This window comes from Brenneria tiliae, assembly GCF_023347575.1.
Taxonomy (GTDB): Bacteria; Pseudomonadota; Gammaproteobacteria; order Enterobacterales; family Enterobacteriaceae; genus Brenneria; species Brenneria corticis.
Map to the genome: position 1 here is coordinate 149,268 of NZ_JAKPCB010000092.1, position 20,568 is coordinate 169,835.

Genomic DNA, 20,568 nt, shown 5'->3' on the forward strand with positions numbered 1-20,568 from the left:
CACACCCGAAGGCGGGGGACGTAAATGACAGGCAACGGATAGGATCCTGACGGCGTATCAGCGCGGTTTCATCCGCCCGCCTTTTTCGTCAATAGGGGGCCGGAACGTGCCGCCTGAACGGCACGGACCATAATAATTAACGCTGGGTAAGGCTTTTCCCGGCATGGGGAATGACGGGTTTTTGCTGCGCGGGAGCGCGAACCCGGGTCATGATTACCACCGACAGCAGCAGCGCCGCGGCCATAAAACTGTATGACATACTTGGATTGCCGGTAATGCCGTTCAGATAACCCACCAGCCAGGCTCCCAGGAAGGCTCCCAGCGCGCCGAAGCTATTGATTAACCCGATGGATACGCCAGAGACGTTTTTCGGCAGCAGTTCAGGGATCAGCGCAAAGAACGGCCCGTAGGGCGCATACATGCAGGCTGCGGCGACGACAAGCAAGGCATAGGAGATCCAGAAGTACTGATTGCCGATGCTGTAAGAGGTGAAAAACGCCGCGGAGGCGATCAGCAGTAGCGGCCAGATATATAATTGACGGTTCTGCATTTTATCGGACAGCCAGGAGACGCTCAGCATGGTGACGACGGCGGAAAAATAGGGCAGCGCCGACAGCCAGCCGACGGAGACGATATCCATGGCTGCGGCGGATTTGATAATTGACGGCATCCACATCATAAAACCATAGACGCCGATACTCCATAAGGCGTGCACGGCGCAGAGCATAATCACATTGCGGGAGCGCAGCGCCTCGCCATAGTTACGCACGGGTTTGATATTTTTCTGTTCATCGTCCATTACCCTCTGCAAGTCGGCTTTTTCCTGCGCGCTTAACCATGATACGTCGGATGGTTTGTCGCGAACCAGAATCCACCAGCAGAAAGCCCAGATAATGGCCGGGGCGCCTTCGATGATAAACATTTCGCGCCAGCCGTAAGCGTTGATCAGGTAACCGGAAACAATGGACATCCATAGCACGGTGACCGGGTTTCCCAGAATAAGAAAGGTATTGGCGCGGGAACGTTCTGCTTTGGTAAACCAGGTACTGATGTAAATCAGCATGGCGGGCATCACCGCCGCCTCGACCACGCCGAGTATAAAGCGGATCACCATCAGCATGGCGATATTGCTGACCATCCCCGTCGCCGCCGCGCAAAGACCCCATAAAATCAGGCTGCAAAATATTAATTTCCGCACGCTACGCTTGACGGCATATAGCGCCCCTGGCACCTGAAAGAAAAAATAGCCCAGGAAAAAAAGTGCGCCGATTAAAGAAGACGTTCCTTTGGTGATCCCTAAATCGACCTCAATGCCGGAGGCGGCGGCAAATCCATAATTAGCCCGATCGAGATAGGCCAGACTATAGGTAATAAATATGATGGGCATTAAATACCACCAACGTCGAACCGCCAACTTTTTAATTGTCATCATGGTTACCTGTTTTATTTAAAAATAATATTTTTATACCCGTCATACTTCAAACCGCAGGCGTGCCGGCTCCCCCGCACGTTGAAGTCTATTGGGTATGGATAGAAAATCCCGGTAGATTTTTAAAATTAAAAATCCACAAACAAGTATCTGGTTTTTATTTTCACTAATGATCTTTATGAAATGTTTATATAATAAATAACGCTGCCTGCCGAGGTGTTATTTATTCCCATTTCACTCGTCAAAAATAATATCGTTCCTGTTATTAACCGATGTAAATATGAGACCTTTTTTCAGGCTTTATGTTTGTGACCCAGATCACTGTAAATCATGTTAACAAAAGATGTTACCGGTAACGTGATCGGCCCTGCAATTCTCCTGACGGCAGCGGGCCGTCAGGCGGAAAAATGTATGGAGGAGGAGGCGCAAGGGTAACGGGCGTCTCCCTTGAACGAGGGTTAAAGCGTCCCGCCAAGGGAAAGCCGATAGTGGAGATCCACGTATTCTATCGTGGGCAATTTGTTGATTTTTTTAATTAAAATATCAGTCGCCACTTTGCCCATCTCAAAGCGCGGGGTGACGACGCTGGCAACGGCGGGGGTGGTGGCCTGGCCGATATCCAGGCCGTGAAAACCGGATATCGCCATCTGCGCCGGGACGGCGATGGACAGCCGCAGGCATTCCTGTAACACGCCAACCGCGATATCGTCATTGGTACAGAATATGGCGTCCACTTGCGGATACATCTGACGCAACAGCGTCAGCATACCCGCGCCGATTGATACCGAGGAAACCTTATTGGGCGTGATTTGCCGCGCGGAGAGGCCGGCATCCTGCATCGCCTGGCTGTAACCCTGATAACGCTTGCGATCCCGTATATCCGACATCGAGCCAAAGTAGACGACGTGACGTTTACCGCTGGCCAGCAGCGCTACGGTCATATCATACGCCGCCTGATAGTTGTTGAATCCCACGACGATACGCCCGGCAAGCGGTTCCAGATCCATCACCTGGGCGATGGGGATTTCCGCCGAATCCAGATACTTGTTGGCGCGCAGCGTATGTTCGGAATCGGTCAGAATCAAACCGGCAAGCTGGCAGGATAACAGATTGATAATCTGCTCTTCTTCGCGGTTTTTATCGTAGTCGTAGTTCACCACCAGCGTCTGATAACCGTTTGCCGCTGTTACCGACTCGATGCCTGCCAGCAGGTCGGAAAATATTTGGTTGTTAAATGAGGGCACCAGTATGCCAATGCGCGGCGCGAAGGCGGGCTGCGTGCCTTCTTTGCGATTTTCGTCGCAGTAATTGACCTCGGCCATCACCTGGGCGATGCGTTTGGCGGTTTCAGGCGCAACTTTATCCGGCGTGCGAAGGTAACGGCTGACGGTCATCTTGGTGACGCCGGATAACTGTGCAATATCCTGCAGCGTGACGCGCTGGTTTTTCATGCGGAGGCTACCTGAAGGAATGGCATGGGAAGAAAATAAGATTATGCACTCTGGCCCTCTGAAATGGAAAGCCCGTTACCCGCGGCGCGGGGCAATATTATCGCTAACAGCAAGAGGGTGTTGAATAACGACATGATGCCGATCACGAAAATGGTAACACCTTGCCGTAACATGCTGCGGAACGGCCCTGGCCGCCGTTTTAGCGCTGGTAAAGCGTGCGCCGGGGCGCTGGGATCGGGCGTGGGAAAACGGGCGCGACGGGCGCGCCCGGTGGGGATTACTCGTCGTGCTCTTCCCATTCACGGGCGCGGGCGACGGCTTTTTGCCAGCCTTTGTAACGGAAGTTGCGCTCAACCGTTTCGATACTGGGGCGGAATTCACGTTCAATGGTGGCTTTGCTTTTCACTTCATCCAGATCGTTCCAGAATCCGGTCGCCAGACCGGCCAGGAAAGCGGCGCCCAGAGCGGTCACTTCGCGCACTTCCGGACGCTCGACGCGGGTGCCGAGAATATCGGACTGGAATTGCATCAGGAAGTTGTTGGCGACGGCGCCGCCATCGACGCGCAGCGCCTTCAGGCGGGTATTCGCGTCCGCCTGCATGGCGTCCAGCACATCGCGAGTCTGGTAGGCGATGGATTCCAGCGTGGCGCGGATAATGTGGTTGGCGTTGACGCCGCGGGTCAGGCCGAAGATCGCGCCGCGGGCGTACGGGTCCCAGTAGGGGGCGCCAAGCCCGGTAAAGGCGGGAACCACATACACGCCGTTGGTATCCTTGACTTTGGTGGCGAAGTATTCCGAATCCATCGATTCGCCAATCAGCTTCAGCTCATCGCGCAGCCACTGGATGGAGGCGCCGCCGACGAAGACGGAGCCTTCCAGGGCGTAATTGACTTCACCGCGCGGCCCGCAGGCAATGGTGGTCAGCAGGCCGTGTTTTGAGAGCACGGCTTCGGTGCCGGTGTTCATCAGCAGGAAGCAGCCGGTGCCGTAGGTGTTTTTCGCCATCCCCGGATGAACGCACAGCTGGCCGTACAGCGCCGCCTGCTGATCGCCGGCGATACCGGCAATCGGGATACGCGTGCCGCCTTTACCGCCGATATTGGTTTGCCCGTAAATTTCCGAGGAGGCGCGCACTTCGGGCAGCATGGCGCGTGGAATATCCAGCGCCTGCAACATGCGCTCATCCCATTCAAGGGTATGGATATTGAACAGCATGGTGCGGGAGGCGTTGGTGTAATCGGTGACGTGGACGCGTCCCTGGGTCATTTTCCAGATCAGCCAGGTATCCACGGTGCCGAACAGTAGTTCGCCGCGCTGCGCCCGCTCGCGCGAGCCTTCAACGTGATCGAGGATCCATTTCACCTTGGTGCCGGAGAAATAGGGGTCGATCACCAGGCCGGTGGTGTCGCGGATATACTGCTCCAGACCGTCTTTCTTCAGCTTTTCGCAGATCTCCGCCGTGCGGCGGCACTGCCAGACAATGGCGTTGTAAATCGGTTTGCCGGTGTCTTTCTCCCACACGATGGCGGTTTCGCGCTGGTTGGTGATGCCGATGCCCGCGACTTCGTCGGAATTGATATCGGCTTTGGCCAGCACTTCCACCAGCGTGGAGCTTTGCGAAGCCCAGATTTCCATCGGGTCGTGTTCTACCCAACCCGCTTTTGGATAAATTTGGCTGAACTCGCGCTGTGAAACGCTGATGATGTTGGCGTCATGATCCAGCACTACGGCGCGGGAGCTGGTGGTGCCCTGATCGAGCGCGACTATGTATTTTTTTTCCGTGGTCATAAATTCAATCCTGTCATTGTTAACCGTAAAGGAACGATCGCCGTGGCGTTAAGTTTAACGGGTCTCGGTGCCTACCGTCGTTTCGCCGTCGGTTTTGCAAACGTCACACGGCAGATGGCGGCCAATCAAGGCGCGGTAGCCGAAGGCTCCCAGGCAGGCGCCGACGATGGGGCCGAAAATCGGCACCAGGAAGTAAGGTATGTCGCGCGCGCCGGTGAAAGCGACCTCTCCCCAGCCCGCCAGGAAGGTGAACAGCTTGGGACCGAAGTCACGCGCCGGGTTCAGCGCAAAGCCGGTGAGCGGCCCCATGGAGGCGCCGATAACGGCGATTAAAATACCGATCAGCAGCGGCGCCAGCGGCCCGCGCGGGATACCGTTGCCGTCGTCGGTCAGCGCCAGAATCAGACACATCAGGATAGCGGTAATCACCGTTTCGACCAGGAACGCCTGGATGACGGAAATCTGCGGGTGCGGATAAGTCGAGAAGGTACTGGCGAGATTCAGGCTTTCCACGCTGCCGCGCACTATATGGTGCGTCTGCTCAAAATCCACGAACAGATTGTAATACAGGCCGTAGACCAGCGCCGCGGAGCAGAATGCGCCCGCTATCTGGGCCAGAATGTAGGGGACGACTTTGCGGCGATCAAAACAGGCGAACAGCCACAGGGCGATAGTGACCGCCGGGTTAAGATGCGCGCCGGAAATCGCGGCGGTCAGGTAAATGGCCATCGCCACCCCCAACCCCCAGATGATGCTGATTTCCCATTGCCCGAAGCTGGCGCCCGCCAGTTTTAACGCGGCGACGCAGCCGACGCCGAAGAAGATCAACAGGCCGGTGCCCAGAAACTCGGCGATACACTGGCCTTTTAAGGTGGAACTTTCTAATTGACTCATAATTATTTTCCTAATGGCTAGGGTACAGAGTGGTGGATCTTGCAAGGGAACCGGAATGCAGCGTCCTTTGCTTTCTTGCTTTGAATGTATTGGTGATGTGAATTTATCGTTAATGTTCGAAAACGAGAAATATCGAAATCAAAATGTGTGTTGTTTGTCAAAAAAATGAGCGTATTCGCATGGTGAATTGCCGTTTGGTGGTTGGTAACGCCCGCCTTATGTTAAATGCCAGGTTAAATTTATTAACTTTAGCCATAAAGAAGGCCGGCCGTCAGGCCTGTTTTTCAGTTTGTGCTGATAGTGGCGGCGAAGAAAAGATGTCACACTCGATATTGTGGGGGGATGTCTGCTAGACAGGGATACATTGGCTACATACAATTCCGTTATGGTCGCTGTTGATCAGTTTCGCCATCAGGTTACGTCTATAGGCGTATTAAACGACGGGCGCCGCGTCAGGTGTGCGATCGCGCAGCTGCCGCGGGCCGGCGTTAACCGAATTTATGCCTTGCGATTAAAAGGGGTTTGAAGAATGTCATTTGAAGTGTTTGAAAAGCTGGAAGCAAAAGTTCAGCAAGCGATTGATACTATTACTTTGTTACAAATGGAAATTGAAGAGCTGAAAGAGAAAAACAACGCCTTGTCGCAAGAGGTGCAGGCGGCGGCGGGTTCCCGTGAAGCGCTGGTGCGCGAGAACGAACAGCTGAAAGAAGAACAGACGGTCTGGCAGGATCGCCTGCGCGCGCTGTTAGGGAAAATGGAAGAGGTCTAAGCGCATCCATCCCATACCGAGATAGGCTGCGGGTTTTGCAGAAAAGGGCGATGATTCGCCCTTTTCACCACCGAACGGGGCGTTATTCAATATCCAGCGGATCTTCCGCCAGAATGATCCCGGTGTTGTCAGCGTAGAGGTGATCGCCGGAGAAGAACGTCACGCCGCCGAAATTAACCCGGATATCGCTCTCGCCAACGCCTTCGCCGACCGCCCCGACCGGGATCGCGGCCATCGCCTGGATGCCGATATCCAGCTCAGCCAGATCGTCCACCTGACGCACGGCGCCGTAGACGACGATGCCTTCCCATTCGTTCTGGGTCGCCAGCCTGGCCAGCGCGGCGTCGATTAACGCCCGACGCACCGAGCCGCCGCCGTCGATCAGGAGCACGCGCCCGCTGCCGTTCTCTTCCAGCAGGTCATAAAGCAGGCCGTTATCCTCAAAACATTTCACCGTGGTGATTTTCCCACCAAATGAAGTACGCCCGCCAAAATTGGAGAACAGAGGTTCGACAACGTTAACCTCTTCGTGATAGATATCGCACAGTTCGGAAGTATCGTATTTCATAGGATTGACGTCAGTTTGCCGCTGGGGGTAATGAGTATATCCCTTTCTGAAGGATGTTGGCAAAATCATCAAATGTTAACTTGATACGCATCAGTAAACCGTTGCGTATCTTGCGCACTTCCTGTCAGCTCAGCATAACGCCCACGGCAAACAGAAGATTGGTCAGCAGAGCGCCTTTGACGGTTTTTTCCAGCATCGGGCGCATGCTGAACGCGCTGGTTTCGCGCAGCACGTAAATGGCCTGTTTGAGCAGCAAAGGCAGCGTCAGGATAAACAGCCAGCCGGCCAGACTGTGCAGATAGAGTATGGCGAACAGTCCGAGGCAAACCGGCGCCAGCAGCAGCAGCACGGTGTGATAGCAGCGGGCCTTTTGCGATCCCAGGCGCACCGCCAGGGTATTTTTCCCGCTGATGCGGTCGTTGTCGATATCGCGCAGGTTGTTGATATTCAGCACCGCGGTGGCCAGCAGGCCGCAGGCGGTGGCCGGCAGCAGGACGATGCTGTCGAAATGGCCCGTTTGCAGGTAGTAGGAGCCGGCCACGCTCAGCCAGCCGAAGAATATCAGCACCGAGATATCGCCCAGCCCGATATAGCCGTAAGGCTTGTTGCCGACGGTATAGGTAATGGCGGCCAGAATAGCCAGTAATCCCAGGATCAGAAAGCCGATGATATCGGTTGGTTTTTCACAGGCGGCAATCACCAGCGACACCCCGGAAATAATGGTCAGGGCAACGGTCGCTATCAGCGCGTTCCTGAGCTGCGTCAGGGTAATGGCGCCGGTCTGGATCCCGCGCAGCGGACCGATGCGGTCCGCGGTGTCGCTGCCTTTTACCGCATCCCCATAGTCATTCGCCAGATTGGACAGAATCTGCAGTAATCCGGCGGTAAGCAAAGCCAGTAAAGCGATCCCTGGCTTAAAACTGCTGTGCCAGCCTGCAATCGCCGAGCCGGTGACGATAGAGGCGAAAGCTAATGGCAACGTTTTGGGACGCAAACTGTCCAGCCAGGCTTTGATCTTGCTGTTATGGGTTGATAAGGTCATGGTGTGCTTCAATTTTTATTGTTTATGAATAATAAAAAGTTTCGGTAACGGCAGCGCCATAAACACAAACGGGAGGCCAGAGCCTCCCGTTTAACGATTAACAGGACGTCCGTGAAAACGGATTATAAGATAAATCGGCTCAGATCTTCATCTGCTACTAATTCATCCAGGTGATTACGTACGTAATCTGCGTCAATGGTAACGTTTTGACCGCTCATTTCGCTGGCATCGTAAGAGATATCTTCAATCAAACGCTCCAGCACGGTATGCAGACGACGGGCGCCGATATTCTCGGTACGCTCGTTGACCTGCCACGCGGCTTCCGCAATCCGCCGGATCCCGTCGGCGGAGAATTCGATGATGACACCTTCCGTTGCCATCAATGCCTTGTATTGCTCGGTCAATGATGCGCTTGGCTCCGTCAGGATACGCTCAAAATCCTCCGTCGTCAGCGCCTGTAATTCAACGCGAATGGGCAAACGTCCCTGCAGTTCCGGGATCAGGTCCGACGGGCTGGAAACCTGGAACGCGCCGGAGGCGATAAACAGGATGTGGTCGGTTTTGACCATACCGTGCTTGGTCGAGACGGTGCAGCCTTCCACCAGCGGCAGCAGGTCGCGCTGTACCCCTTCGCGGGACACGTCCGGGCCGGAGGTTTCGCCGCGCTTACAGATTTTGTCGATCTCATCGATAAACACGATGCCGTGCTGCTCGACGGACTCGATCGCCAGCTGCTTCAGCTCTTCCGGGTTAACCAGTTTGGCAGCTTCCTCTTCCACCAGCAGCTTAAAGGCCTCCTTGATTTTCACCTTGCGGGCTTTCTGTTTCTGCCCCGCCAGGTTCTGAAACATGGATTGCAGCTGGTTGGTCATCTCTTCCATGCCCGGCGGCGCCATGATTTCGACGCCGACCGGCGCGGCGGTCAGATCGATCTCGATTTCCTTATCGTCCAGCTGGCCTTCACGCAGCTTCTTGCGAAACGCCTGGCGCGTCGCCGAGGGTTCCTGATTCTCTTCAGGCTGTCCCCAGTTGTTTTTGGCCGGGGGGATCAGAACGTCGAGGATCCGCTCTTCCGCCAGCTCTTCGGCCCGATGACGGTTCTTCTCGATGGATTGCTGACGCACCATTTTTATCGCCGAATCGGTCAAATCACGGATGATCGAGTCAACTTCCTTACCGACATAGCCGACTTCGGTAAATTTGGTGGCCTCAACCTTGATGAACGGCGCATTGGCCAGCTTGGCCAGACGGCGGGCGATTTCGGTCTTACCCACGCCGGTAGGGCCGATCATCAGAATATTTTTCGGCGTGACTTCGTGGCGCAGCGCTTCTTCCAGCTGCATGCGCCGCCAGCGGTTGCGCAGCGCGATGGCCACCGCTCGTTTGGCGTTGTGCTGACCGATAATATAGCTATCAAGTTCGCTGACTATCTCGCGCGGGGTCATTTCAGACATAGTTGATCCTTACGCCTTGGAGGCTAATTCTTCAATCGTGTGGAACTGGTTGGTGTAGATACAGATATCGCCAGCAATACCTAACGATTTCTCGACAATATCCCGTGCGCTTAACTCGGTATTTTCCAGCAACGCGCGAGCGGCGGCCTGAGCGTAAGGACCGCCGGAGCCGATGGCGATCAAATCATTTTCCGGCTGCACGACATCGCCGTTGCCGGTAATAATCAGCGACGCATTTTCATCGGCCACGGCCAGCAGCGCTTCCAGACGACGCAGCATACGGTCGGTACGCCAGTCCTTCGCCAGTTCTACCGCGGCTTTCACCAGATGGCCCTGATGCATTTCCAGCTTGCGCTCAAATAGCTCGAACAGCGTGAATGCATCGGCCGTACCGCCGGCAAAGCCTGCGATAACGCGATCGTTATACAGGCGGCGTACTTTACGCACGTTGCCTTTCATCACGGTATTTCCCAGCGTGGCCTGCCCATCGCCGCCAATGACCACATGGCCGTTGCGGCGTACACTTACAATTGTTGTCACGAGTAAGTCCCCGTTACTGAAAAAAAGGCCCCCGCGGTCAGCGGGGCATATTGATTTATAGATGGGGCGGGGTGCCGGGGTTTTCAACCCCCACTGGCAAGCGGGATACAGCTGGCGGTGCCGATCTCTCTGAGACGCTGCAGCATTTTGTCGGCTGCGGCGCGGTTGGCATAGGGGCCGAGCGTGATGCGGTTCCACCCGCCGTTGGAGGCGATGCGGCTTTCAATGCCGGCGAAAGCCAGCTGCGCCCTTACCGACTCGGCCGGCTCCATGCTTTTGAACGATCCGCACTGCACAATCCAGCGCTGTGTTTTTTCCGTTTTGGGCGCCGGCGGCTGTTTCGCCGTTTCCTGCCTCGGCGCTACCGGCGTCGCTGCCGGCGGCGCCCGCGTGACCGGCGGCGTTGCCGGCTGTGTTTGCGCCGGCGGGTTGATGGTGACCGCCGAGCGCGGCACCTGGGTCTGATCGTTGTAAGGCACCTCGGAGAGCTGCGTCGGCTGGCGGCGCATATCGGACTGCATCTGTTCCAGCAGCTGGCGTTGTTCGTCGGTCAGCTGTACCGGCGACTGGATTTCCCCCCCGGCGGAGGGTTCGGTCGGCGCAGGAACGCCAAGCTGGCGGTTTTCCAGCTCTTTAATGTAGCGCCAGCGTTCTTCCGGCTTGGGAGGCAGTCCATTCCCTTTCCCGGTACTTTGGCGTGGCAATACCGGCGACTCCTCCGGCGTATTATGGGCGATAAAATACAACCCGCCCGCAAAGGTGACTAAAACGGCGACAGCCAGCGCTATCATGGTCTTAGACGTTCCTGACGCGTTGCTTTTTCTCCGGCCGGTTGTCTTTTTCCGGCGGGTGCCCGAGCGCCCCCGGCTGACGTAGTCTCTTTGTGCCACTGTTTTTTCGCTGTGAATTGAATAAAGTAATCAGGAGGACATGTTACTGAACCCTAAAATATTTGACCAGCACCAGAAGTCTTAAAGCCTGTTGCGGGAATAATTCAGCGCCGCGGTGCTGTCGCGAATAACCAGTTCGCTGGCCAGCAGCCGGGAGCCGGTTTGTACCCGGTGGCCGTGTAGCTGCTCTAATAGTAGCAGCATCGCTTCGCGTCCGATCTGATAACGCGGTTGCGCCACCGTTGTCAATGGCGGCCAGCAGTACCGGGCTTGCTCGATATCGTCGAAACCGACCACGGAGAGGTCGTGCGGTATATCCAGCCCGATTTTTTTGGCCTGCGCAAGCACGCCAAGCGCCATGATGTCGTTATGGCAAAAAATGGCGCTTGGGGGCTGAGGGTGCTTCATCAGCGCCGTTAAGCCGTTTGCCCCGGTTTCATAAGTAAAATCGCCGCGGATAATATATTGGTTATCAATGGTGATGCCGCTGCGGCGCAACGCCTGAACATACCCCTGCAGGCGGTATTGGCTCAGGGGCATATGTTCCGGCCCGGCAATACAGGCGATACGCTGATGGCCCAACTGATGCAGATAGTGCACCGCCTCAAACGCGGCCGTCAGATTATCAATATGTACCGTCGGCAACTCCAGCTCCGGTGAAAATTCATTGGCCATCACCATCGGCGGCAGGCTGCGCTGCTCTTCTTTCCCGGCGTCGAACGGCAGGTCGGACCCCAGCAGCAGCATACCGTCAATCTGTTTGGTAATGATTAAATCGACAAAGGTTTTCTCTTTCTGCCGCTGGTGGGCGCAGTCGCCAATCAGTACCAGATAGCCGTGTTCGGCCGCGGTTTCTTCGATCCCTCTGAATAGCTCGGAAAAATAGGGATCGCAGATGTCCGGTACAATAGTCAGGATGGTGCGTGATTCATTGCGCCTGAGGTTTCGGGCCAGGGAATGGGGAGAATATCCCACGGCAATAACCGCCTGTTCGACTTTCTTGCGCGTCGTCGCGGATACTTTTTCCGGATTCATCAACGTACGCGATACGGTGGCGGTCGACACGCCGGCCTTGTCCGCCACGTCTTTCATCGTTGCCGTGGCGACTTCTTTTTTCTGCTCCAACGCTTTTCTCCTTGCGTCAGCGTAAACTGGCGCTATCAGCCAGGATTCTCTGATTTACCTTGCGGGCTGTGGTTTTCGGCCGTCATTTATCAATGGCGGTACGCAATGGCGATGTTTTTCAGAATACCGCCTCCGCGCACAGTCTTAACAGATTGAGCGCAATTTTTATTGCTTAATTTGCATAGAAACTGTGACAGATGTCAGTTTTTCGACGCGGTTCGCAACCACGGCGGCGGCGGATGCGCTAACTGTCCGTTGGATCGACGTCCAGCACCCACTTTACCTTGCGCGACTGCGGCAGCGTGCCGATCAACGGTATTGACGTTCTGACCAGGCGTTGCAACAACGCCCTTGAGGGATGCTGCAGCAGCAACTGCCAGCGGAAACGGCCCGCGCGTTTGGGCTGCAATGCCGGCACCGGACCAAGCAACCACAGCGATTCATCGCGCAGCGGGCTGCTTTCCAGCAGGTTCCTCAACTGTTGCAGGAACAGCGACGCCTGCTGATTATCATGGTCGTCGGCGCGAAACAGGATGTGGCTGGTGTAGGGCGGCAGAAAAACGCTTTGCCTCTCTTTTAACGTTTGGCTGGCGAAGGCGTCGTAGCCCTGTTGCAGCAGGATTTGCAATAAAGGATGCTCCGGATGATGGGTCTGCAACACCACTTCTCCCGCCTTTCCCGCCCGCCCGGCGCGCCCTGAAACCTGGGTATAAAGCTGGGCGAAACGCTCGGCGGCGCGAAAATCGGCGGAGAACAGCGAACTGTCGACGTCCAGCAGCGCAACCAGCGTCACATTGGGAAAGTGATGGCCTTTCGCCAGCATTTGCGTACCGATAAGGATGCGGGCGCCGCCCTGTCTTACCTGGGAAAGCTGCTGTTCCAGCGCCCCTTTGCGGCTGGTGGTATCGCGATCGATGCGCGTTATCGGCGTTCCCGCAAACAGCGGCTCCAGCACCTGTTCCAGCCGCTCCGTCCCCATTCCCACCGGCACCAGATTGGTGGTGCCGCATTGCGGGCACTGATGCGGCACCGGGCGGTGGCTGTCGCAATGATGGCAGCTCAGTATCTGCTGATGCTGGTGCAGGGTGTAATAGTGATCGCAGCGCGGGCACTCCGCAATCCAGCCGCACTCGTGGCACATCACCACCGGGGCGAAGCCGCGGCGGTTGAGGAATAAAATCACCTGATTATCCTGCGCCAGGTGATGGCGGATGCGGGCGATAAGCGGTTGCGATAACCCGGCGGTAAGCGGCTGACCCTTTAGATCAAGCAGGTGCTGGCTGGCCAGCCTGGCGTTTCCCGGCCGTTTACTGAGCTTCAACCGCCGGTATTTGCCCGTCTGGACGTTATACAGCGTTTCCAGCGCCGGGGTGGCCGTGCCCATAATGATGGGAATATTTTCCTCTCTGGCGCGGAATACCGCCAGGTCGCGCGCATGATAACGCCAGCCTTCCTGCTGTTTGTATGAGCTGTCGTGCTCCTCGTCGATGACGATCAGGCCCAGCCGGGCAAAGGGGGTAAACAGGGCCGAACGGGTGCCGATGACGATGGCCGTCTCGCCTGCGCGGGCGCTCAGCCAGACGGCGAGCCGTTCGCTGTCATTAAGGCCGGAATGCAGCACGTCGACCGGCGCATTGAAACGCTCGCGGAAGCGGGCGATGGTCTGCGGCGTCAGGCCGATCTCCGGCACCAGGACCAGGGCCTGTTTGCCCTGCGTCAGTACGTTCTCCAGCACGCTGAGATACACTTCCGTTTTTCCCGAGCCGGTAATTCCCGCCAGCAACCAGGCGGCAAAGTGTTGGTCCTCGCTGCGAATCGCTCCGACGGCGGTGGCCTGTTCGGTATTCAGACGCAGGCGCTCGGTGGAGATGCTGAAGTCTTTACGCCAGTCGCGCACCGTTTGTCTGGCGGCGGTTAAATCGCACAGTCCCTTTTTGCGCAGGGCCTGCAGCGCGGTTTCCGTCAGGTCGGTTTCGCCGACCTGGTGGCGGTAAAGCGGCGCCTGAAGCAGCGCCGCCATCGCCTGCTGCTGTTTCGGCGCGCGCTTCAGCGCGTCCAGCGGGGTCGCCTTGCCCTGTTCCGTGGCGAACCATTGCCACAGCGGCGCGCGGTGCGCCGGCTTGCCCTGGCGCAGCAGGATGGGTAAGGCATGGAACAGCACTTCCCCGATCGGGTAGTGATAGTAGTCCACCGCCCACAGCAGAATGCGCCACAGGCTGGGGGGAAACAGCGGCTGCTCGTCGAGTACGGCGTGCAGCGGCTTTAGCTGCGCCAACGCCAGTTCGCTGGACTCGCTGAGCGCGGCGATAATGCCGATAGCCTTGCGGTTGCCGAAAGAGACGCTGACGCGCACGCCAACCTGAGGCTTAACGCCCGCGGGGAGTATATAATCGAATGTACGTGCTAATGGCACGGGGAGCGCGACCTGAGCGACAGACATGACTTCTCCGGCAGGGATCAGAATATGGCGATTTTAACCAACCGCGGCATAGGCGTGAAATAATAACAGGCGCTAGTGTACATGCTGCGCACGATAATGTGTGGATGCGATTGCATCGGCTGGTTGGATTCTGTATGATTCGCCGCCATTATACTGCGTGGTATAATGGTTGATTGATTCAACTTCTTACTCAACTTTCGTGTGGTGTCTGGCGGAACAGGGCTGGATAGCGACACGGCCTTAACAGAGGTTTCCCATGAAAAAAGGTATTCACCCGAATTATGCAGAAGTTACGGCAACGTGCTCTTGCGGTAACGTCATCAAAACCCATTCTACCGTGGGTCACGACCTGAACCTGGACGTCTGTGGCGAATGCCACCCGTTCTACACCGGTAAGCAGCGTGATGTTGCAACGGGTGGTCGTGTCGATCGCTTCAACAAGCGTTTCAGCGTACCGGGCAGCAAAAAATAAGCGTTACCGGTCAGCTGTAAGACAACAAAGGCACCCAAGGGTGCCTTTGTTGGTTATCACCCGCCGATACGACATCTCATAACACCGTCCCGCCCGACCATCAATATTCCCAGGTATCCGGGTCGATCCCCATCTCCCGCATGATGATTTTGGCCGCTTCCGGAATTTCGTCGCTGCGTTCTTTACGAAGATCCTTATCGTTCGGCAGCGGCTGGCCGGTGAATGCGTGCAAAAAAGCCTCGCACAGCAGTTCGCTATTGGTTGCGTGACGCAGGTTATTAACCTGACGCCGGGTCCGCTCGTCAGTCAGTATCTTCAATACTTTCAGCGGAATAGAGACAGTAATTTTTTTAACCTGTTCGCTTTTTTTACCGTGTTCAGCGTAAGGGCTGACATACTCGCCGTTCCACTCAGCCATGGGATACCTTAAATTAATCGTGATGAAGACAGAAGCTGTCATGAAATAGCACAATTCTAGCGGTTATTATGCTGATGCTCAATCTATACGCAAAGAAGTTTAGAAGTCTAGATGTATTGACGGCTAACTCAACTGGGTTTACTCTTTAGTTCCTACTTTCAGCTTCCAGCCAGGAAAAGAGCAGATGACGCGTAAACAGGCTACCATCGCAGTACGCAGCGGATTAAATAATGACGAGCAATACGGCTGCGTTGTCCCCCCCATTCATCTTTCCAGTACCTATAACTTTACCGGATTTAATCAGCCAAGAGCGCACGACTATTCTCGCCGGGGCAACCCAACCCGCGATGTCGTTCAGCGCGCGCTGGCCGAACTGGAAGGCGGTGCGGACGCGGTGATGACCAGCAGCGGCATGTCGGCCATTATGCTGGTGTGTACGGTCTTTCTGCGTCCCGGCGATCTGCTGGTAGCGCCGCATGATTGCTATGGCGGCAGCTACCGCCTGTTCGACAGCCTGAACAAACGCGGCGCCTTTCGCGTCAGGTTTGTCGACCAGGGGGATGAAGCGGCGCTCAACGCGGCGCTGGAAGAGAAGCCTAAACTGGTGCTGGTGGAAAGCCCCAGCAATCCTCTGCTGCGGGTGGTGGATATCGCGGCCATTTGCCAGGCGGCGCGAGCGGCGGGGGCCGTCAGCGTGGTGGATAACACCTTCCTCAGCCCCGCCTTGCAGCAACCGCTGGCGCTGGGCGCGGATCTGGTGGTTCACTCCTGCACCAAGTATCTGAACGGCCATTCCGACGTGGTCGCCGGGGCGGTGATTGCCCGCGATCAAGAAACGGCGACGGAGCTGGCCTGGTGGGCGAACAATATTGGCGTCACCGGCGGCGCGTTTGACAGCTATCTGCTACTGCGCGGTCTGCGCACCCTGTCTCCGCGTATGGCCGCGGCGCAGAAAAATGCGCTACAGTTGGTGGAGTATTTACAGCAACAGCCGCTGGTGAAAAATTTATATCACCCTTCACTGCCGCAGAATCCCGGTCATGAGATCGCGCGCCGTCAGCAATCCGGATTTGGCGCCATGCTCAGTTTTGAGCTGGACGGCGATGAAGATACCCTGCGCCGCTTCCTGGCGTCGCTGGAGTTCTTTACCCTGGCGGAGTCGCTGGGCGGAGTGGAAAGCCTGATTTCCCATGCGGCGACGATGACGCATGCCGGTATGGCGCCGGAAGCGCGCGCCGCCGCCGGGATTTCTGAAACGTTACTGCGTATTTCAACCGGTATTGAAGATGGCGACGATCTGGTTGCCGATCTGGATCGCGCATTTCAGGCCGCAGCGAAGAGGTAAGAATGAGTGCATCAGGAGTAGCGGGAACCTTAACCGGGCGGCAGCTGCATAAGTTTGGCGGCAGCAGTCTGGCCGACGTGAAGTGTTATCAGCGCGTTGCCGGTATTATGGCCGAGCACAGTCATCCCGGCGATTTGATGGTGGTTTCCGCCGCCGGCGGCACCACTAACCAGCTCATCAGCTGGCTAAAGCTGAGCCAAAGCGATCGGCTTTCCGCGCATCAGGTTCAGCAGGCGCTGCGTCGCTATCAAAGCGACCTGATTGCCGGGCTGTTGCCTCCTGACGCGGCCGAACCGCTGACCACCCAGTTTATCCGCGATCTGGAACGGTTGGCCGCGCTGCTGGATGGCGATATCACCGACGCCGTGTATGCCGAAGTCGTCGGCCACGGCGAGATCTGGTCGGCCCGCCTGATGTCCGCGCTGCTTAACCAGCTGGATATGCAATCTTCCTGGCTGGATGCGCGTGACTTTCTGCGCGCCGAACGGGCGGCGCAGCCCCAGGTGGATGAGGGCCGCTCCTGGCCGCTGCTGCAACAGTGTCTGGCGCAGCACGCCGGGCAGCGTCTGGTGGTCACCGGGTTTATCTGCCGCAACGAGGCGGGCGAATCGGTGCTGCTGGGACGCAACGGCAGCGACTATTCCGCCACCCAGATCGGCGCCTTGGCGGGCGTTGAACGCGTGACCATCTGGAGCGACGTCGCCGGGGTATACAGCGCCGACCCGCGCAAAGTCAAAGATGCCTGCCTGCTGCCGCTGTTACGGCTGGATGAAGCCAGCGAACTGGCGCGCCTCGCCGCGCCGGTGCTGCATACCCGCACCTTGCAGCCGGTATCCGGCAGTGATATCGATCTGCAACTGCGCTGCAGTTATCAGCCGGAACAGGGCTCTACGCGTATTGAGCGCGTGCTGGCGTCCGGCACCGGCGCCAAAATCGTCACCAGCCACGACGACGTCTGTCTGATCGACGTTCAGGTGCCGCCGGAACACGACTTCCCGCTGCTGCAGAAAGAGATCGAACAATTGCTGAACCGCGCGCAGATAAAACCGCTGGCGACCGGCGTTCATCACGATCGCAATCTGCTGCAGCTGTGCTACACCTCCGAGGTGGTCGACAGCGCCTGGAAATTACTCAATCAGGCCGCTTTGCCCGTGCAGTTGACCATGCGCGAAGATCTGGTGCTGGTGGCGATGGTGGGGGCCGGCGTCTGCAAGAATCCGCTACACAGCCACCGTTTCTACCAACAGCTGAAAGATCAGCCGACAGAGTTTATCTGGCAGTCCGAAGATGGCATCAGCCTGGTGGCGGTGCTGCGCGTCGGGCCGACGGAACACCTGATCCGCGGGTTGCATCACTCGCTGTTCCGCGCCGAAAAACGCATCGGCCTGGTGCTGTTCGGCAAAGGGAATATCGGTTCCCGCTGGCTGGAGCTGTTTGCCCGCGAGCAAACGAATATTTCCGCCCGCACCGGCTTTGAGTTCGTTCTCGCCGGGGTGGTGGACAGCACCCGCAGTCTGCTGAATTACGACGGTCTGGACGCCAGCAGGGCGTTGGCCTTTTTCGACGATGAAGCGCAGGAGCGTGACGGCGAAGATCTGTTCCTGTGGATGCGCGCCCACCCGTTTGATGATTTGGTGGTGCTGGATGTGACCGCCAGCGAATCGGTCGCTGATTTGTATCTTGATTTCGCCAGCTACGGTTTTCATGTGATCAGCGCCAACAAGCTGGCGGGAGCCTCCGGCGGCAATAACTATCGCCAGATCCGCGACGCCTTCGCCAAAACGGGCCGCCACTGGTTATACAACGCCACCGTCGGCGCCGGTTTGCCGGTTAACTTCGCCGTGCGGGATCTGCGGGAAAGCGGCGACGCTATTCTGTCTATCAGCGGTATTTTCTCCGGCACGCTGTCGTGGCTGTTCCTGCAATTCGACGGTTCGGTGCCGTTTACCGAGCTGGTGGATCAGGCCTGTCAGCAAGGGCTGACGGAACCGGATCCGCGCGTTGATCTGTCCGGACAGGACGTGATGCGCAAGCTGGTGATCCTGGCTCGCGAGGCCGGATATGAAATCGAACCAAGCCAGGTGCGCGTTGAATCGTTGGTGCCGGCGGGCTGCGAACAAGGTTCCGTCGATCAATTCTTTGAGAACGGCGAGCCGCTTAACGAGCAGATGCTGCAACGGCTGGAAGCCGCTCAGGAGATGGGGTTGGTACTGCGGCACGTCGCCCGTTTTGACAGTAACGGCAAGGCGCGCGTCGGCGTCGAGGCCGTCCGGCCCGATCACCCGCTGGCGTCATTATTGCCGTGCGATAATGTGTTTGCCATCGAAAGCCGCTGGTATCGGGATAACCCGCTGGTGATCCGCGGTCCGGGAGCCGGACGGGATGTGACCGCCGGGGCCATCCAGTCGGATTTAAATCGTCTGGCGCAACTGCTTTAAAATGAATGCTGACGGTCGGCAACGCGTGTTTCGGCGCCGTTGCGCCGTCGCCCGCCCGCTACGTCTTGCGCATCATGAATTTCTTTCATGTTACATGAGTAATCATCACCGCCTCCGGCGGTTAAAAACATTGACTCATCGGGCGGATTGCGTCATTTTTTATATAGACGTCTAAACGTATAGACGTTTATGAATGATAATAATAGCAACGGTCGATGGGGTAGCAGGATGAGTTTTTTTCACGCAAATCAGCGGGAAGCGCTGAATCAAAGCCTGGCGGAATTGCAGGGACAGATAAATGTTTCATTTGAATTTTTCCCACCGCGCACCAGTGAGATGGAAGAAACGCTGTGGAACTCCATCGACCGTCTGAGCAGCCTTAAACCGAAGTTCGTTTCCGTTACCTACGGGGCGAATTCAGGTGAGCGCGATCGCACTCACAGCATTATCAAGACGATTAAAGAACGCACCGGACTGGAAGCGGCTCCCCATCTTACCTGTGTCGATGCTTCCCGCGACCATCTGCGCGAAATCGCCCAGGATTACTGGCGGAGCGGTATTCGTCATATCGTCGCGCTGCGCGGGGATTTGCCGGCCGGCGGCGGTAAACCCGATATGTATGCGGCCGACCTGGTCTCCCTGTTAAAAGAAGTCGGCGACTTTGATATTTCCGTCGCCGCCTATCCTGAAGTGCATCCGGAAGCGAAAAGCGCCCAGGCTGACCTGATCAATCTAAAGCGTAAAATTGACGCCGGCGCCAACCGGGCGATCACCCAGTTCTTTTTTGATGTGGAAAGCTACCTGCGTTTTCGCGATCGCTGTGTTTCAACCGGTATTGACGTCGAGATCGTTCCCGGCATTCTGCCGGTTTCCAATTTTAAGCAATTGCAGCGCTTCGCCACCATGACCAATGTTCGCGTGCCGAACTGGATGACGGCGATGTTCGACGGCCTGGATAACGATCCCGATACGCGCAAAATGGTCGGCGCCGCCATTGCCATGGATATGGTGAAAATCCTCAGTCGTGAAGGGGTAAAAGACTTCCACTTCTACACCCTCAACCGTGCTGAATTGAGCTACGCGATTTGCCATACTCTGGGCGTGCGCCCTGACGTAGCCTGATAGGCACCGCCTGAAACCCCGCCGCCGCGGGGTTTTCGATCTTATCGCTCAAGGTTCTCCGTCTCTTCCATCAAATCGCCGGATAAAACCGCCCTCTGTTTCTGCGGCATTCAACGCCGGGTTTTTTCATCAGCATATTGGCGAATTCTCTATTCCCCTAGCGGAGGAATACGATATTGTCTGCGTATTGATCTGCTTTCCGGCATTCATTACAAATATGGCGTTAGCCGGGAGACACAAAATGCTATCAACGCCAAATTGCTTGAATACGCCCGTTAACTCGTTATAGCGTGACAGGTGGCTGAAAGCGCAGGCTGATAAACATGGACTCGACCTATTAATAGTAAAGATGTTGTTTTACTTAGGTAGAAATAAATAGATA

At 56.6% G+C, this 20,568-nt stretch carries 17 protein-coding genes and 1 pseudogene; 5 read left to right on the forward strand and 13 right to left on the reverse strand.

The annotated features are described in order from the left end of the window. Positions 1-136 precede the first annotated feature (136 nt). The 4 genes from MFP24_RS06845 to MFP24_RS06860 form a co-directional block, all read right to left on the reverse strand. A complete protein-coding gene (locus MFP24_RS06845) occupies positions 137-1,432 on the reverse strand; it encodes an MFS transporter (protein WP_249229725.1) in 1,296 nt (431 codons plus the stop codon). A gap of 455 nt (positions 1,433-1,887) precedes the next feature. Then, entirely contained in the window at positions 1,888-2,880 is a 993-nt protein-coding gene (locus tag MFP24_RS06850) for a LacI family DNA-binding transcriptional regulator (RefSeq protein ID WP_249229724.1), read from the reverse strand. Between the two features lie 277 nt (positions 2,881-3,157). Then, on the reverse strand, positions 3,158-4,669 hold the full coding sequence (gene glpK / locus MFP24_RS06855) for a glycerol kinase GlpK (RefSeq protein ID WP_249229723.1): 1,512 nt from the start codon (positions 4,667-4,669) through the stop codon (positions 3,158-3,160). Between the two features lie 54 nt (positions 4,670-4,723). Then, on the reverse strand, positions 4,724-5,563 hold the full coding sequence (locus MFP24_RS06860) for an MIP/aquaporin family protein (RefSeq protein WP_249229722.1): 840 nt from the start codon (positions 5,561-5,563) through the stop codon (positions 4,724-4,726). A 529-nt stretch (positions 5,564-6,092) separates the two neighbouring features. On the opposite strand from MFP24_RS06860, the gene zapB reads away from it, so the two are divergent. After that, positions 6,093-6,332 carry a septal ring assembly protein ZapB gene (zapB, locus tag MFP24_RS06865; RefSeq protein WP_136166594.1) on the forward strand — a complete coding sequence of 80 codons (240 nt, stop codon included), beginning with the start codon at positions 6,093-6,095 and terminating at the stop codon, positions 6,330-6,332. 82 nt (positions 6,333-6,414) lie between these two features. On the opposite strand, the gene rraA is transcribed toward zapB, so the two are convergent. The 7 genes from rraA to priA form a co-directional block, all read right to left on the reverse strand. Further along, positions 6,415-6,900 carry a ribonuclease E activity regulator RraA gene (rraA, locus tag MFP24_RS06870; protein ID WP_249229721.1) on the reverse strand — a complete coding sequence of 162 codons (486 nt, stop codon included), beginning with the start codon at positions 6,898-6,900 and terminating at the stop codon, positions 6,415-6,417. A 124-nt stretch (positions 6,901-7,024) separates the two neighbouring features. Next, positions 7,025-7,942, reverse strand: coding sequence for a 1,4-dihydroxy-2-naphthoate polyprenyltransferase (locus MFP24_RS06875; protein ID WP_249229720.1), 918 nt, complete (start codon positions 7,940-7,942; stop codon positions 7,025-7,027). A gap of 122 nt (positions 7,943-8,064) precedes the next feature. Further along, the gene (gene hslU / locus MFP24_RS06880) at positions 8,065-9,396 is read right to left on the reverse strand and encodes an ATP-dependent protease ATPase subunit HslU (protein ID WP_249229719.1); all 1,332 of its coding nucleotides are present in this window, start codon (positions 9,394-9,396) and stop codon (positions 8,065-8,067) included. A 9-nt stretch (positions 9,397-9,405) separates the two neighbouring features. Further along, on the reverse strand, positions 9,406-9,936 hold the full coding sequence (gene hslV, locus MFP24_RS06885; protein ID WP_136166590.1) for an ATP-dependent protease subunit HslV: 531 nt from the start codon (positions 9,934-9,936) through the stop codon (positions 9,406-9,408). A gap of 83 nt (positions 9,937-10,019) precedes the next feature. Then, positions 10,020-10,826, reverse strand: coding sequence for a cell division protein FtsN (ftsN, locus tag MFP24_RS06890; protein ID WP_249229718.1), 807 nt, complete (start codon positions 10,824-10,826; stop codon positions 10,020-10,022). An 81-nt stretch (positions 10,827-10,907) separates the two neighbouring features. Beyond that, on the reverse strand, positions 10,908-11,951 hold the full coding sequence (gene cytR / locus MFP24_RS06895; RefSeq protein WP_249229717.1) for a DNA-binding transcriptional regulator CytR: 1,044 nt from the start codon (positions 11,949-11,951) through the stop codon (positions 10,908-10,910). 244 nt (positions 11,952-12,195) lie between these two features. Further along, entirely contained in the window at positions 12,196-14,391 is a 2,196-nt protein-coding gene (gene priA / locus MFP24_RS06900) for a primosomal protein N' (protein WP_249229716.1), read from the reverse strand. 256 nt (positions 14,392-14,647) lie between these two features. Between priA and rpmE the strand changes: the two genes are divergently transcribed. Continuing rightward, a complete protein-coding gene (gene rpmE, locus MFP24_RS06905; RefSeq protein WP_009114838.1) occupies positions 14,648-14,863 on the forward strand; it encodes a 50S ribosomal protein L31 in 216 nt (71 codons plus the stop codon). Between the two features lie 100 nt (positions 14,864-14,963). Here rpmE and metJ read toward each other — a convergent pair whose 3' ends face one another. Then, positions 14,964-15,281, reverse strand: coding sequence for a met regulon transcriptional regulator MetJ (gene metJ, locus MFP24_RS06910; protein WP_136166586.1), 318 nt, complete (start codon positions 15,279-15,281; stop codon positions 14,964-14,966). Positions 15,282-15,465: 184 nt separating this feature from the next. Here metJ and metB point away from each other — a divergent pair, with 184 nt between their 5' ends. From metB to metF, 3 genes are all read left to right on the forward strand, one after another. Further along, positions 15,466-16,626: a cystathionine gamma-synthase gene (gene metB / locus MFP24_RS06915; protein WP_249229715.1), complete on the forward strand. Its 1,161-nt coding sequence runs from the start codon at positions 15,466-15,468 to the stop codon at positions 16,624-16,626. 2 nt (positions 16,627-16,628) lie between these two features. Then, positions 16,629-19,064 (forward strand): bifunctional aspartate kinase/homoserine dehydrogenase II, encoded by a 2,436-nt coding sequence (locus MFP24_RS06920; RefSeq protein ID WP_249229714.1) that lies wholly within the window; start codon positions 16,629-16,631, stop codon positions 19,062-19,064. 228 nt (positions 19,065-19,292) lie between these two features. Then, positions 19,293-20,186: a methylenetetrahydrofolate reductase gene (gene metF, locus MFP24_RS06925; protein WP_249229713.1), complete on the forward strand. Its 894-nt coding sequence runs from the start codon at positions 19,293-19,295 to the stop codon at positions 20,184-20,186. Between the two features lie 160 nt (positions 20,187-20,346). Here the strand turns inward: metF and MFP24_RS06930 are convergent. After that, a pseudogene (locus MFP24_RS06930) lies at positions 20,347-20,498 on the reverse strand (glutathione peroxidase); the annotation flags it as partial. Between the last annotated feature and the right edge of the window lie 70 nt (positions 20,499-20,568).